Here is a 15,338-nt window from a genome sequence, read left to right as displayed (position 1 = left end):
AATCGACATAGAGATTAAAACCTATAGGTCGCCTGAAGCATAAGCATATCCCAATCCTCGACTTTCTCTTGATCATTCGGATTTTCTTGAGCAGCTAACCAACCTGTACCTTCAACTTTATGCCACTCAGCACGCAATAACCAATTTTTATTAGGCTTCCAGCCCAAACCCAACGTCCAATCAAAGGCAAATTGAGTATGCGCTGGCTTACCGAACAATGCCGCAGTTCTCGACCCATCACGATCATCTTTATCTAAATAAAGCATATCGCGACGTAAAAATAGCGTCACATCCGAGGTTAAACGGTGATCAAGCTGCAGATAAAAAGATTCAGTCGTACTCTCAGGGATTAACGCATACGCGCCACCTAAACTCCCCCAAGCAATATCCTGTTGGAAATATTCACCTGTCAAACTCCATCTTTTCCAGTTGTATTGCATAGATAATGCTGTCAAATCAATCTCAACACGACCATCACCTGGCTCACCCGTAAATGGATCAGGATTTTCTGGGCCATCAAAATCTAATTTAAACCCACCGACAGTAGCAGCGACTACAAAGCTGTAATCACTTACACTATATTCTGTACGCCACAGATGCCCAGAACTGTCGTGAAAAAAACCGTCCCAATTATTGTTCAGATAAGCATATTCAACGTTCAGATCTTTACGCGGCTCCCCTATTACAAGCTCAGACTCTAAAATGCCGTGATCAAACAGATAACGGCCATACAATCTAAAACCATCAGAAGATAACTCTAAGTTTCTTGCTTTATCAAAATATAAAGATTGCGGTAAAACTGCGGATGGACGAGTAAACGCCACGTCTCGGGTCTTATTATAGAAACCAAATGGATTCTTAATTCGACCTACACTGATACCAAAAGACCCACGCCTACCTTCGTAAACTCGATAATCAAGCAAACCATAATCGACAGTGAGATCACCATCATCAACCTCGCCCGCTCTTCGAGACATTAACTGCCCTGTCAGCAATAGGCGATCGGTCAAACGCCAAGAGGCATTTCCGGCAACCTCCCTAAAATCCCAACTTCCGGATTCACTATCACCGTAGAAACTATTATCACTGGTATGGGTATACCCCTGAGTGATAAACCCATTAAATTCCACATCAGGCGCTCCTTGCACTGACGCAGAGACAGAAGCCACTATGGGCAACAGCAACCTATTTAATTGTAATAACTTTAACATTCAGCCCTCCTTGGATCGATGTCATCACATAGCCAATAGCCCCTTTGGTTTGGGACACCCGTTGAAGCATTTCAGCTTCTGAATTGACCGTAATCGGTGATTGCCCAGCACCAGAAAAAACAGTTCGATCCCAGATATTAGATAGCTGATAAGGGAATACACCCAAAGACTGTTTAACAAAAAGCCGATGTTTATCTTGGTAAGGCGGAAGAATAAATACGCGAACAGGCATTCCATCTGGCCAAGTTCGTGTACGCATTGAGAAGATTGACAGCAAATATTGCTTCGAAAGACTTTCCAGAGAAACCTCTGAATTGACTATCACCTCAGACAAAACTGTCTTAGGTAGCAACAACAGCAGTAATAAAACCAGAGTTCTGATCATACAATGAAGCCAACCACATCCTATGTGAAACAGCCGAGTATTATACCCTATCGGCATAAGTACCTTATTTGACTGAATATTCGCTTAGTTTAGACCAAACGCACACTCACTGCACAGTAACTGAGGAAAAAATAAGAATAAAGGAGGAATGGCGTCCCATAGGGGGTTCGAACCCCTGTTACCGCCGTGAAAGGGCGGTGTCCTAGACCACTAGACGAATGGGACGCAACAAATTGTAAACTCCGAAGAGTTGGAGCGGGAAACGAGGTTCGAACTCGCGACCCCAACCTTGGCAAGGTTGTGCTCTACCACTGAGCTATTCCCGCAATATCTTAAGATAAATATTCTTAAGAAGAGAATGGCGTCCCATAGGGGGTTCGAACCCCTGTTACCGCCGTGAAAGGGCGGTGTCCTAGACCACTAGACGAATGGGACGCAACAAATTGTAAACTCCGAAGAGTTGGAGCGGGAAACGAGGTTCGAACTCGCGACCCCAACCTTGGCAAGGTTGTGCTCTACCACTGAGCTATTCCCGCATATTCTCTTAAGATAAATATCTAAAGAAAATGGCGTCCCATAGGGGGTTCGAACCCCTGTTACCGCCGTGAAAGGGCGGTGTCCTAGACCACTAGACGAATGGGACGCTGCTGTTCCTCAAAGGGCGTTCCCTTGTGAGGAGGCGCGTATATTAAAGAACTGATTCTGGTGGGTCAACCCTATTTTTAAGAAAAAACTGCAGTTTTTTTGTTATTGAAAAAATATTTAAAACAACGCTCAAAAATTGCACAAAAATCACCCTAACCTATTGGTTAGAAAGGTGTTATTAAGAACACCACCGAATTAGAAAAACCAAATATAAGCATGATTGCTCAATCAGCATTCAATTCATTGAAGTAAATGAGCAATGCAACCGAAGAGAAAGGGAAAGCCTAAATAACCAAATAGAAAACTTAAGTAAAGTAAAGGAAACAAACAATCGAGAGAGGGCAAGCTTCAGGCATAAAAAAACCAGCAATAAGCTGGCTGCATTTGGAGCGGGAAACGAGGTTCGAACTCGCGACCCCAACCTTGGCAAGGTTGTGCTCTACCACTGAGCTATTCCCGCATATTCTCTTTGTTCAAAACAAGAAAGAGAAATGGCGTCCCATAGGGGGTTCGAACCCCTGTTACCGCCGTGAAAGGGCGGTGTCCTAGACCACTAGACGAATGGGACGCTGTAGTTCCAGATAAGCTCTGAAAGCGGGGCATATAATATATATACTCCTTTTCCATTACAAGCACTTTTTTGATTTTTTTATCTATAAAATCAGGCGCTTTTTAGATAGTGTAAACTTACTTATATAGTTAGAGCGTTATACAATCTCTAATTTATTAAGAGTTTTGAAAAATCTCTTTTTCACTGACTGTCAGGACCTACATTTATGAGCCCGACCTATATTGGACTTTTAATTCTACTCGGTGTCGCCGTTATGGCAGGGATTGGATTTGCTGTCCAAGATATTGAGAATAAGAAGAGAGAGCGTAACCTGAGACTCATAACACTCAAAACGGCCATTCGTCGTGCCTCACATCTATTTGAAGCTTTCCCTCCTATTCTTATTACAACTGAGATCCACTCTTTACTGGTCAAATACTTAGAGGTGCGTTGGAATGCCGTGGTCGAACTGGATGGATCAGAGTCCAACCGACAACAGCAAGCAGCTTTTCAAGCAATGGTAGGTACAACCCAAGATCCTGTAAGCCACCCTTCCGGTTCGATGACCCTTTTCTCAAATCCAAATGAAGCAGCTAGAGCACTTGGAGTTATTAAAGAGTTTGCTCAGTTTGTAAGTGAGATTAAAAATAAGGGTGAATTGAATGGCGATACTGCCGACCAACTCACTCAAGAAGCCAAACGCATCTACGGCAGAATTGAAGTTGATATTGATCTCATGAGCGCAATTGAAACTGAACAGCAACGCGGGCCCGAAGTGGTCGTACACCATTACCGCAGCTGCTTTAGCAAACTCAATAACTTGAACCGCAATCAAGAACTGGATCGCCAGCTCTACGAAATTCGCACACATTTAACCCAGCTTGCTGAAAAGATCGATATTGCAAACGAGGAAAAGCGTATTGCGAAAGAACAGGAAGAAGATTCAGGTAAGAAATTTAATTTCTAAACCATCTTGAATTCCGCCTATATAAAGTAAGCCCTAATTTTATAGATTACGCGCTTCATTGCTTGGCAATGTACTCTCCCCCCTCTCAGCATCACTTAAAACGCTTTTTATTACATCCATAAAATCAATATTCCGTAAAGTCCTACACTTCAGTTCTTGGCGAATTCTTTCTTGTTGTATTAAGCTGCCCCAAAAGCTGTTTACAATTCACTATGTATATTGATCACCAAATTGCGCAAAAAATCGTAGACCGATCGATGAAAATCATCTGTCATAACGTCAATGTGATGAACCACCAAGCAATCATCGTTGGCTCTGGTGATCCAGATCGTATTGACCAACTCCATGAAGGTGCCCTGCAAGTTTTAAATGCTAAAGCGGAGATCGATTTTGATTCCGACCAAGCTGAATCCTTAACCGGCGTACAGGGCGGTATCAATATACCTATTACCAATGATGGTCAGATTATCGGTGTTGTTGGGATTACAGGTAATCCCAACGAAGTGCGTAAATACGCAGACCTAGTCGTAATGACTGCAGAACTTGTTTTAGAACAAGCGATGCTCGCTGCACAAGTGCGCTGGGATCGACGTCTTCAAGAAAGCGTTATCGTGCGCTTGATTGAGGGAGGCTGGCAGAACGATACATTGTTCAACGACCGGGTTGAACGCATGAAAATCGATCTAAACATCCCACGTGTTGCAATGATCGTCGATTTGAGATCTGCTGAAACTCAAAAAGACATTTCCCTCTCAACCATGCAAGGGATTTTACGTCTACTAGAAAAACGTGATCCAGACACATTACTAGCTATATCAAGCCCAACTCAAATAGTTATTTTGCAGAAAATATATTTACGGAATGAGCACTGGGATTACCAAAATAGCAAAGAGCAGTTAGCTAAATACCGCCAACAATTAGAAAAACAGCCTGATATAGATTTCAAAATAAGCTTGGGGCAGTACTTTGAAGGTATTAAAGGTCTGGCTGAGTCATACCAAAGTGCCCTCAAAACCCTCGAAGTTGGAAAACTCAGTCATCCAAGACAGCAGTTATTCACAGCCCGAGATATGTTGCTTGATCTAGTGCTCAAAGATTCACTCGAGAGCTGGAGTGGGCCGCAACTTTTAGCGGATTACGAAAAATTGGTTAAAAAGGATAGCAACGGTAGCCTACAAAAAACATTGCAGGTGTATTTTGCGAATAATACAGATTTTGCACAGACTGCAGAGAACCTTCATGTACACCGAAACACCTTGCGCTATCGCCTAGACAAAATAAATGACATTCTTGATATAGACCTGAAAAACCTACAAGACCTTTTCCGTTTATACATAGCAACCCGTTTAAGTGAATGGGATAAAAGGCCTGATTAACCCCCCAGTCAATTGTGCAAATAAACAAAAAAATATAATTTCAGCCCCTTTATTTTGTTTTTTTGTCCGAAGCAGCCCTACTTCTAACTCGGCATAATAATCTCTAAATCATTAATGGTTGTAGCACTTTGCTGTCACCCTGCATTGCTTAAGGATTATTATGAAAATAGTTATTGCTCCAGACTCTTTTAAAGAGAGTCTTTCCGCACAGCAAGTAGCTGAAGCCATAAAACAGGGCTTTAGTCACATTCTGCCGCAGGCCGAATATATTCAACTTCCGGTAGCTGATGGTGGTGAAGGAACAACAGCCGCCTTAATCTCCTCCACACACGGCTCTTTCCATCACACTCAGGTACAAGACCCGCTTGGACAAACAGTTACTGCCACTTGGGGAATTCTTGGTGATGGCGAAACAGCAGTCATAGAAACAGCTGCAGCTTCAGGCCTAGACCTGATTCCAATGAATCAGCGCAATCCGATGATTACTTCCAGTTATGGCACAGGTGAATTAATTCGTGCAGCTTTAGATAAAGGTGTTACTCGAATAATTTTTGGTTTAGGTGGTAGCGCGACCAATGATGGTGGCGCTGGAATCCTACGGGCCCTTGGCGCAAAGCTGCTAGATGGAGCTGGCCACCCTTTAGCCCCCGGTGGTGGCTCCTTACATAAACTTGCAGATCTGGATATCAGCCAACTCGATCCGCGCTTAAAACATGTTCAATTTGAAGTAGCCTGTGATGTTGATAATCCTCTACTTGGACCAGAAGGAGCCTCAAGCACCTTTGGTCCTCAAAAAGGCGCCAGTAAAGAACAGGTACCTCGTCTAGATCAAAACCTAAAGCATTTTGCACAGTTTTTAACACGTGTTAGTGGAACTGATGTAACCCAAGTCCCTGGAACCGGGGCTGCAGGAGGCATAGGTGCAGCATTATGTGCTCTGTTTAATACCCAACTAAAAAGCGGCATTGAAATCGTCTTAAACGCTGTACAAATAGACCAGCACCTAAAAGCTGCTGATCTGGTAATTACAGGTGAAGGCAGTATTGATAGCCAAAGTTTGCGCGGCAAAACACCTATTGGTGTTGCAAAGCGAGCTAAGTATTTTGACTGCCCTGTCATAGCGCTAGCAGGCTCAATCACTCGAGAACAAGCTCCCCTTAAAGCCTGTGGCATTGATGCCATTTTTAGTGTTGTACCCGGCATAGTCTCTTTGCCAGAAGCACTACAACAAGCAGAAATCAATCTTCAGAATTGCGCCAAAAATATCGCAACTATTTGGGCATTCAATCACACAAACACTTAAAGAATCACATCCTCAGGTCCGCTCTGTGGCCCTGACCTCTTACAGCGCTTTGCTGTACTCTTGCCGGTTTGATACTCAGACCGGCTTTTTTTTGCTCAAAATATAGCCATATTTACTCCAGTTTATTTTTGTACAAATGCACAAAAATCCAGCCAAAATAAGCTATTAATTTTGTACACCTGCCGAGGCACGTCCTTTCTCTTCATCCGATAATGTGTTCATACCTTAAAGGCTACAGGAACACAGATCATGAGAAGAACAAAAATCGTTGCCACTCTTGGCCCAGCCTCTGATTCCCCAGCGGTAATCAGCCAGCTGATTCAATCAGGTGTCGATGTTGTCCGCCTGAATTTCTCCCACGGTACTGTGACCGACCACAAAGCGCGTGCTCAACGTGTACGTGAAGCAGCCAAATCTGCTAACCGCTACGTTGCTATTCTTGGCGATTTGCAAGGCCCCAAAATCCGCATATCCCGCTTTGCCGATGGAAAAGTCTTACTCAAAGCAGGTCAAGCTTTTACCCTCAATGCAGAGCTGGACACAGATGCAGGGAACCAGGACCAAGTTGGGCTTGATTACAAAGGCTTAGTGGATGACTGCCAAGCAGGAGACCTTTTGCTACTGGATGATGGCCGCCTGACCATGCGTGTTGAAAGGATCTCCGCTCCAGAAATCCACTGTACTGTTGTCCTTGGTGGCTATCTATCTAATAACAAAGGCATTAACCGACAAGGTGGCGGGCTATCTGCCGCCGCACTAACAGAAAAAGATAAAGCAGACATTTTAGCTGCCGCAGAGATCGGTGTGGATTACCTAGCCGTTTCTTTCCCTCGTGATGCCGCCGATATGCAGGAAGCTCGTGCCCTACTCGCTCCGACAGGCAGTAGTGCCGGTTTAATAGCAAAGATTGAACGCGCTGAAACTGTCAGCAACCCTGAAGTACTGGACCAAATAATTGAAGCCTCTGATGGTGTTATGGTCGCGCGCGGCGACTTAGGGGTCGAAATTGGTGATGCAGAACTAATCGGCGTGCAAAAACAGATCATCCAACGAGCACGGCAATTAAACCGAGTAGTTATAACGGCGACCCAGATGATGGAATCGATGATCACGAATCCCATGCCAACCCGTGCCGAAGTTTTTGATGTCGCAAACGCAGTTTTGGATGGCACCGATGCGGTCATGCTTTCAGCAGAAACAGCTGCTGGAGATTATCCAGTCGAAACCGTACAAGCCATGGTACGCGTCATAGAGGGCGCTGAAACTCAGCCTCAAACTAGAACCTCTGGGCATCGCATGCATCAATCATTCTCTAATATTGATGAAACCATCGGTCTGGCTGCAATGTATGCCGCCAATCACCTATCTGGCGTTAAAGCGATTATTGCGATGACCGAAACCGGTGCCACTCCGCTACTAATGTCTCGCATCCGTTCAGGCTTACCGATTTTTGCCTTAAGCCCTAATCAAGAAGCCTTGCATCGAGCAGCCATATTTCGTGGTGTCGTACCTCTATTTTTCGATGCCTCTTCCATATCTCACGAACAGATTAACCAGTCTGCTGTAAACAGTTTAATCGACGCAAAAATCGTAACCGAAGGTGATTTGGTCATGATCAGTAAAGGGGATTACCTCAATGTTCACGGTGGTACCAACACACTAAAAATTGTTCGTGTAGGCAGTGATATCAAATAAGAAACATAACAGGAGGAGATGTCATGGAACCAACTAATACCTACGAACCCGCTGCTTGGCCGAGAGATTTTGACTTTCGAATAGAAGTGTCCGAGCAGCAAGAATTGCTAGAGATACCGCATCCCCCTGCGAATGAAGCCGAAGGTAAAAGTCATGAGCAAGATTAAACAGATCATCGGTCGGGAAGTCCTAGATTCACGTGGTAATCCAACGGTTGAAGCGGATGTCATTCTGGACTCAGGCGTTTCCGCCACCGCTTGCGCTCCCTCTGGTGCGTCTACTGGTTCTCGAGAAGCTTTAGAGCTACGGGATGGCGATCAAAAACGCTATCAAGGCAAAGGCGTTTTAAAAGCAGTTGCCAATGTAAACGGATCCATCAACCAAGCCCTACAAGGCATGGATTGTTTAGACCAGCAACAGCTAGACCAATGCTTGATCAAGCTGGACGGTACTGAAAACAAAGCTAATCTGGGTGCCAATGCAACCTTAGCGGTATCTTTAGCTGTTGCTAAAGCGGCTGCTATCGAAAAGAAAATGCCTCTGTATGCCTACATTGCAGAAATGAATGGCACTCCCGGTGAATACCTAATGCCGGTACCAATGATGAATATTCTTAACGGCGGTGAGCATGCCGACAATAATGTGGATATTCAGGAATTTATGGTACAGCCACTGAATTTCAGCAGTTTTTCTGAAGCGTTGCGCTGTGGCACAGAAGTTTTCCATAGTTTGAAAACAGTACTACAACAGCAAGGCTTAAACACTGCGGTAGGTGATGAAGGCGGCTTTGCTCCAGATTTAGGCAGCAATGAGCAGGCATTAATCATTATTCAGCAAGCAGTTGAACAGGCTGGGTATCAACTAGGTACTGATATTAGTCTGGCGTTAGATTGCGCTGCTTCCGAATTTCACCAAGATAACCTCTATCAACTAAGTGGTGAAAACAAGCAGTTTAGTGCCAGTGAATTCAGCAACTATCTAGCTGAACTGGCTGCTAAATACCCAATTCGCTCGATCGAAGATGGCATGGACGAATCCGACTGGCAAGGCTGGTCAGAACTTACGCAAAAGCTAGGCGATAAAGTCCAATTGGTCGGCGATGATCTGTTTGTAACCAACAGCAAAATTCTACAACAGGGAATAGAACAGAAGGTTGCTAACTCAATACTGATCAAATTTAACCAGATCGGCACTCTATCTGAAACACTGGATGCTATTCGCTTGGCCAAAGCCGCTGGTTATAGCGTCGTAATTTCTCACCGTTCAGGTGAAACCGAAGACACCACCATTGCAGATTTAGCCGTTGGCACTGCTGCGGGCCAGATAAAAACTGGGTCTTTGTGTCGTTCTGATCGTGTCGCGAAATACAACCGCCTTCTTCGAATTGAAGCCGAATTGACCGGCGAAGCTCCTTATCCCGGAGCAACAATTTTTAACTAAGCATTACCTCAAGAACCCCATGCGAATAAGTCGATATCCGCATTACTACTATAAAAATAGAAACTGGAGTTACTTATGAAAACCATGAGAAAAACCATTCTGAGTACAGCGATTGTTGCAGCTACTGTATCAATGTCTTCCACAGTATTAGCAGAAGGCAGAGTACTGTTGAAAACACCGATTGCTTTTGCGACCAACCTGCCAGCATTAGGCTCTCCTATTGTTGAAGTAGCAGAACGCCTGAATAAAATTAGTGGTGGCAATATCAAAATGAAGGTGTATGAGCCAGGTAAACTTGTTGCTCCACCAGAAATCCTTGATGCCGTATCTACAGGTAAGATTAATTCAGGCTATGCAACGGCTGGATATTGGCAAGGTAAGATCCCAGCATCCGCATTGTTTTCAGCAGTACCGTTCGGTCCCGAAGCTGGTGAATACCTAGCTTGGTTGTACTATGGCAATGGCCGTAAGTTATGGCAAGAAATGTACGACTCTCATGGCTATAACGTACACAACATCCCTTGCGCGATTAATCCACCAGAAACCTCTGGCTGGTTCTCTAAACCGATCGAAAAGCCGGAAGACCTTAAAGGCATCAATATGCGTTTCTTTGGCCTTGGCGCTAAAGTCATGGAAAAAATGGGCGTAGGTACGGTACAGCTACCTGGTGGTGAAATCTTTGGCGCCTTGGAAAAAGGTGCAATCGATGCCACTGAGTTTTCCCTACCACAGATCGATCAACGCCTAGGCTTCCACAAAATTGTAAAATACAACTACTTCCCAGGCTGGCATCAGCAAGCCACGCTGCATGAGCTGCTTATTAACAAAGACACTTGGAATAAGCTTTCTCCGACGCAACAAGAAATTATTGAAACAACCTGTAAAGCCTCTATCACTGAGTCTCTAGCAGAGGGTGAAGCAAGTCAGTTTGAAGTGTTAGCCCAGTCCGCAGAAAAAGGCGTTGAACTTCGCTACTGGAACGACACTATGTTAACAGCCTTCAAATCCTCTTGGGATGAAGTGGTGGCAGAGCAAAGTGAAAACGCTTTCTTCAAGAAAGTATGGGATGACATGAGTCAGTTCCGCGGTAGTTACGATTTATGGGAGTCTTTGGCTTACCTTCCACGTACTAAGCCTCAAGATTAAGCATCAAATAGCCTGATTCACACCGAGTCAGGTCTATGTCATACCCGTTCAGAACGGTTCTCCGACCGTTCTGAACACCTCTTATCTTTTCAGAATTTCCAAGGGTGGGTCCCGTGAATAATCTGTCTTCCTCTCATCAAGAGCAGGTTGCATTTGCTGATGCAATCGATCTGTTCATACGTAGGACTGGGATGCTTATCGCATCGGTATATGTCGTATTAGTGCTGGTGATCATCACCCAGGTGGTTCTGCGTAAAGGTTTTGCTAGTGGTTTAATCGCTTTAGAAGAGCTTCAATGGCATCTATACGCTGTAGGCGTTATGTTTGGTTTAGCTTATGCGCAAGTCAATAACGCCCATATCCGCGTTGATCTTCTCTACGGCAAATTCCGGTTGCGTACCAAGGCATGGGTCGAAATTTTAGGCATGCTATTTCTGGTCTTCCCTTTTATTGCCGTCGTATTTTTCCACAGTCTCGAATTTGTTCATTCCGCATGGGTCATTAATGAGCATTCCGATGCTCCTTCGGGGCTTCCATACCGCTGGCTCATTAAAGCAGTCATACCTGCCAGTTTTGGCCTTTTATTCCTAGCTTGTGTGTCGCGATTTATTCGAGATATTTGCTTTTTGTTACGAGGTAAGCACTGATGGAAATCAATGAGATTCTTGTCATTGCGATGTTCCTATCATTCATCGCACTACTTTTTACCGGTATCCCCGTTGCCTACGTGCTGGGTGGTATTGGCGTTATTTTTGCCCTAGTAGGCTACTTATCTGATATCTACTTAGGCACTTTAACTGGATTAGACTTCACCACCTTAGGGCTTGTAGTTAACCGTCTGTTTAAGATTATGGATAACTGGATTCTGGTCGCCCTGCCGATGTTCATTTTCATGGGCAATATGCTAGACAAATCAGGTGTAGCAGAGCAGCTGATGGAATCCCTACAGGAACTGTTTGGCAAAGTCCGCGGCGGCTTGGCTATCACTGTTACAGTGATCGGTATTATCCTTGCGGCCTCCACTGGCATTATCGGTGCGTCAGTAGTTCTACTCGCTATGATGTCACTACCGTCGATGCAAAAACAGGGTTACTCACTACCGCTTGCGTTAGGGACAATCGCGAGTGCCGGTACTTTAGGTATTTTAATACCGCCAAGTATTATGCTGGTGATCATGGCCGACCAATTAGGTTTGTCTGTAGGCGATCTGTTTATGGGTGCGGTATTCCCTGGCCTGATTTTGGGCGGTTTGTATATCGCCTACATCCTGATCACAGGCTTTATTAACCCTGAAGCGGCCCCAGTTCCTCAGGACGTCCAGCCTGTTACCATGAAGACGGTAATCAAGGTATTAAAAGCAATCACCCCAACAGTACTACTTATCTTCGTTGTTTTAGGTTCCATATTCGCTGGTATAGCAACGCCGACAGAGGCCTCAGGTGTAGGTGCCTTTGGTGCTACGCTACTTGCAATATACAATCGCAAATATAACTTCAAAGTATTAAAGGAAGTTTTACACGGCACTTACAACACTACGGCTTATATCTTTGCCATCTTTATCGGTGCTACCTGTTTCGCTCTGGTATTAAGAGAGTTGGGCGGTGATGAACTGATCGAAAGTTTCCTAACCGGCTTACCTTTTGGGGATTACGGCATTGTCGCGTTTATTCTGTTGATTATATTCCTGCTGGGATTCTTCCTCGATTGGATTGAAATCACGCTGATTATTTTGCCTCTATTAGCGCCAGTTATTTCAGCACTAGGATTAGATATCAACGGCTATGGCGTAGTGGATAACCCCGAATTGGTTTGGTTCGTCATGCTCGTTGCAATGGCCTTACAAACATCATTCCTCACCCCACCGGTAGGGTTTGCATTGTTCTACTTAAAAGGTGTTTGCCCGCCAGAGGTAAAACTTACTCAAATTTACCGTGGCGTGATTCCTTTCATCCAACTGCAATTAGCTGCACTAGTGATGCTCGTCTTCTGGCCTCAATTGGTAACCTGGCTACCGGCATTCGCTTACGGCTAAGAAAATTTGAATAACTGATACCTAAAAACTCCTCTTTAAGAGGAGTTTTTGTTTTCGCAATATAGATAAACACCTACTCGCCTATCTGTAATCCCTAATTTTGAGGTTATACCGATGCTGGCATCCTTAACCTCAAGCTAGTTAGTACAGGTTAATTCTTTCAAAGCACTCCCCTTCGCTTAGATTGAGTAACTGATTACTCACTCAGGAAGATCCTTTATAGGAGATAGGTAAATTGAAATCACAAATAGCGATAGTTACAGGCGTTTTATTAAGCTTCAACGCAGCAGCTGATGAAGAATGGATCTTCGGTATCGGTGCTGGGATTAAAAGTCACGAAAGTGCTTATCAAGGTGTAGGCACTGAAACCTTTGTATTTCCAACTCTGTACGCACAAAAAGGCAACTTTTTGTTAGTAGGCAACAAAGCCCAATACAGCCTTTACGGTAATAGTAAATTCCAAGTCAATCTATTGGGCCAATACCGTTTCGAAGGCTATGAAGCTGATGATTCATTTGCCCTAAATGGCATGGTAGAACGTGATGGCGCACTCGAAGCAGGTATCAGTGCAACGCTCGACACACACTACGGTATCCTGTCAGCCTCTTTTTTGACAGATATCTCAAATACTCACGAAGGACATGAACTATCTGTAGGCTGGACTAAACCTTATCAGCTTAATGCCAAGTGGATGGTTAAACCCTCAATGGAACTAAGCTGGCGAAGTGATGACCTGAACAATTATTACTACGGCGTAAAGTCGAACGAAGCAACCGCACAACGAGCTGTGTACAAAGCAGATAGCAGTATGAGCTACCGAGCAGGTGTGGATGCTTTTTATGTAGTGGATAAGCAGCAAACTATCCAGATGGGTATCGGCGTTAATGGTTGGGGCAGTGAGGTAGAGGATAGCCCTATTGTTGATCGCAGCAACAGCCCTGAAGTAAAAGCAGCTTACACTTTCCGTTTCTAGTCGATCTAGTTGGAGGTTACGGCAGATAAATAACAGGCCACTTTTATATTGCCGTGACCTCAACTCTATATTTCAACTACCCATTACCAATCCCTTTTATCTGTAGTATTTCGCCCTGAATTTCGTAAAAAAACTAGGCTAATAGCGCGAGAAAAAAGTAATTTTAGCCGCTAAACCTGTTTTGCATTTCACATATTGACTCCCCTACGCCCTTCCCTCATGGTGCGCCCTTTTTTTAAAATGTGGAGCCCTAGGCTTAACTATGAACGCAGTGATTATTGCAGTGCTAACCATGTTGGTGCTGAGCCTTTTTAGAACCCATGTGGTTATTGCTCTTTTGATTGGCGCACTTGTCGGCGGCTTGTCAGGAGGATTGAGTCTAGATGCTACAATCAATGCTTTTAATGCTGGGATTGGCGGCGGTGCAAGCGTTGCCTTAAGCTATGCATTGCTTGGTGGCTTTGCAGTCGCAATTGCACAATCAGGCCTGCCACACTTGTTAGCAAATAAAGCAATAACAGTGATTGGGCAAGATCCTACGCCAGCACGCGTCAACAAGATCAAAACGCTACTACTCCTAATCATCTTAGCGGTAGCCATTTCGTCACAAAACTTAATCCCAATCCACATTGCATTCATCCCACTATTAATACCGCCTTTGCTTCTAGCGATGAGCAAACTGAAATTGGATCGACGTTTAATTGCCTGCGTACTGACCTTTGGTCTAGTAACCCCTTATATGCTTTTACCGGTAGGGTTTGGGGGAATATTCCTTAACGAAATTCTACTGAAACATATTGGTCAAGGCGGACTGGACACAACGGGTATCTCAGTTATTCAAGCGATGAGCATACCTGCTGCTGGAATGTTGTGTGGATTATTGATCGCAGTTTTCATCAGCTATCGCGGGAAACGTCGTTATGATCAGTCAAAGATTAAAGCTGTCGAAAACAACGTTAATGACTTTAATTCTAAGAGCATTATCGTTGCTCTGTTAGCAATCGGCGTAGCCTTCGTAACACAGCTAGTTACCAACTCCATGATCATGGGGGCTATGCTTGGCTTTATCCTATTTACCGTTACTGGCGTGATCCGTTGGAAAGAATCTGACGGCGTATTGACCGATGGTATGAAAATGATGGCAACCATTGGCTTTATCATGATTGCCGCATCAGGTTTTGCAGAGGTGCTTAAAGAAACCGGCGATATCGCTGCACTAGTGACAAGTTCAGTAGACGTTATTGGCCAAAATAAACCAATAGCGGCCTTCTTGATGTTATTGGTGGGTTTGCTAATTACTATGGGTATAGGCTCATCGTTTTCAACAATCCCAATTATTGCAGCTATCTACGTACCATTAGCTATTCAGTTAGGCTTTAGCCCTTTAGCTATCGTTGCTCTAGTCGGCACAGCAGCAGCTTTAGGTGATGCAGGCTCCCCTGCGTCTGACTCGACCCTAGGTCCAACATCAGGCTTAAACGTCGATGGGCAACACAATCATATCTGGGATACGGTTGTACCGACATTCTTACACTATAACTTACCTCTACTTGCCTTTGGTTGGTTTGCAGCTGTAACGTTATAAAAGCACAGAACAGGCAGGCCTTAGCTTAAA

The 15,338-nt window shown here is 44.4% G+C and carries 12 protein-coding genes, 7 tRNA genes and 1 pseudogene; 11 read left to right on the top strand and 9 right to left on the bottom strand.

Features of this window, described 5'->3' with window-relative positions; genetic code table 11:
* Positions 1–14: 14 nt before the first annotated feature.
* The 9 genes from ACMXYR_RS04905 to ACMXYR_RS04865 all read right to left on the bottom strand — a co-directional run bounded on the left by ACMXYR_RS04905 (position 15) and on the right by ACMXYR_RS04865 (position 2,809).
* Positions 15–1,211: a hypothetical protein gene (locus ACMXYR_RS04905; protein ID WP_415903138.1), complete on the bottom strand. Its 1,197-nt coding sequence runs from the start codon at positions 1,209–1,211 to the stop codon at positions 15–17.
* A complete protein-coding gene (locus ACMXYR_RS04900; RefSeq protein WP_415887452.1) occupies positions 1,186–1,596 on the bottom strand; it encodes a hypothetical protein in 411 nt (136 codons plus the stop codon). Before ACMXYR_RS04900 ends, ACMXYR_RS04905 begins: the two co-directional genes overlap by 26 nt.
* A 149-nt stretch (positions 1,597–1,745) precedes the next feature.
* Positions 1,746–1,821 (bottom strand) — tRNA-Glu (locus ACMXYR_RS04895).
* Between the two features lie 26 nt (positions 1,822–1,847).
* Positions 1,848–1,922, bottom strand: a tRNA-Gly gene (locus ACMXYR_RS04890).
* A 33-nt stretch (positions 1,923–1,955) separates the two neighbouring features.
* A tRNA-Glu gene (locus ACMXYR_RS04885) sits at positions 1,956–2,031 on the bottom strand.
* Between the two features lie 26 nt (positions 2,032–2,057).
* Positions 2,058–2,132 (bottom strand) — tRNA-Gly (locus ACMXYR_RS04880).
* Positions 2,133–2,163: 31 nt separating this feature from the next.
* A tRNA-Glu gene (locus tag ACMXYR_RS04875) sits at positions 2,164–2,239 on the bottom strand.
* A 387-nt stretch (positions 2,240–2,626) separates the two neighbouring features.
* A tRNA-Gly gene (locus ACMXYR_RS04870) sits at positions 2,627–2,701 on the bottom strand.
* Between the two features lie 32 nt (positions 2,702–2,733).
* Positions 2,734–2,809: transfer RNA gene (locus tag ACMXYR_RS04865), tRNA-Glu, on the bottom strand.
* A 208-nt stretch (positions 2,810–3,017) separates the two neighbouring features.
* On the opposite strand from ACMXYR_RS04865, the gene ACMXYR_RS04860 reads away from it, so the two are divergent.
* The 11 genes and pseudogenes from ACMXYR_RS04860 (at position 3,018) to ACMXYR_RS04810 (ending at position 15,308) form a co-directional block, all read left to right on the top strand.
* Positions 3,018–3,758 (top strand): hypothetical protein, encoded by a 741-nt coding sequence (locus ACMXYR_RS04860; RefSeq protein WP_415903137.1) that lies wholly within the window; start codon positions 3,018–3,020, stop codon positions 3,756–3,758.
* 257 nt (positions 3,759–4,015) lie between these two features.
* Positions 4,016–5,134 carry a sugar diacid recognition domain-containing protein gene (locus ACMXYR_RS04855; protein WP_415903136.1) on the top strand — a complete coding sequence of 373 codons (1,119 nt, stop codon included), beginning with the start codon at positions 4,016–4,018 and terminating at the stop codon, positions 5,132–5,134.
* 160 nt (positions 5,135–5,294) lie between these two features.
* Positions 5,295–6,472: pseudogene (locus ACMXYR_RS04850) on the top strand (glycerate kinase).
* 214 nt (positions 6,473–6,686) lie between these two features.
* Positions 6,687–8,132, top strand: a complete 1,446-nt coding sequence (gene pyk, locus ACMXYR_RS04845) for a pyruvate kinase (RefSeq protein WP_415903135.1) — start codon at positions 6,687–6,689, stop codon at positions 8,130–8,132.
* A 23-nt stretch (positions 8,133–8,155) separates the two neighbouring features.
* The gene (locus ACMXYR_RS04840) at positions 8,156–8,299 is read left to right on the top strand and encodes a hypothetical protein (protein WP_415892103.1); all 144 of its coding nucleotides are present in this window, start codon (positions 8,156–8,158) and stop codon (positions 8,297–8,299) included.
* Positions 8,286–9,572: a phosphopyruvate hydratase gene (gene eno, locus ACMXYR_RS04835; RefSeq protein ID WP_415903134.1), complete on the top strand. Its 1,287-nt coding sequence runs from the start codon at positions 8,286–8,288 to the stop codon at positions 9,570–9,572. Before ACMXYR_RS04840 ends, eno begins: the two co-directional genes overlap by 14 nt.
* Before the next feature lie 75 nt (positions 9,573–9,647).
* A complete protein-coding gene (locus ACMXYR_RS04830; protein WP_415903133.1) occupies positions 9,648–10,718 on the top strand; it encodes a TRAP transporter substrate-binding protein in 1,071 nt (356 codons plus the stop codon).
* 113 nt (positions 10,719–10,831) lie between these two features.
* Positions 10,832–11,365: a TRAP transporter small permease subunit gene (locus tag ACMXYR_RS04825; RefSeq protein WP_415900482.1), complete on the top strand. Its 534-nt coding sequence runs from the start codon at positions 10,832–10,834 to the stop codon at positions 11,363–11,365.
* On the top strand, positions 11,365–12,750 hold the full coding sequence (locus ACMXYR_RS04820; RefSeq protein ID WP_415903132.1) for a TRAP transporter large permease: 1,386 nt from the start codon (positions 11,365–11,367) through the stop codon (positions 12,748–12,750). The genes ACMXYR_RS04825 and ACMXYR_RS04820 overlap by 1 nt, the downstream gene beginning before the upstream one ends.
* A 235-nt stretch (positions 12,751–12,985) precedes the next feature.
* Positions 12,986–13,723, top strand: coding sequence for a MipA/OmpV family protein (locus tag ACMXYR_RS04815; RefSeq protein ID WP_415896627.1), 738 nt, complete (start codon positions 12,986–12,988; stop codon positions 13,721–13,723).
* A gap of 262 nt (positions 13,724–13,985) precedes the next feature.
* Positions 13,986–15,308, top strand: coding sequence for a Na+/H+ antiporter family protein (locus ACMXYR_RS04810; RefSeq protein ID WP_415903131.1), 1,323 nt, complete (start codon positions 13,986–13,988; stop codon positions 15,306–15,308).
* The last annotated feature ends 30 nt before the right edge of the window (positions 15,309–15,338 follow it).

Source organism: Neptuniibacter sp. QD29_5 (assembly GCF_047778125.1).
Lineage (GTDB): Bacteria > Pseudomonadota > Gammaproteobacteria > Pseudomonadales > Balneatricaceae > Neptuniibacter.
The sequence above is the reverse complement of the archived record's forward strand: the minus strand, read 5'-3'. Positions and strand labels throughout refer to the sequence as shown.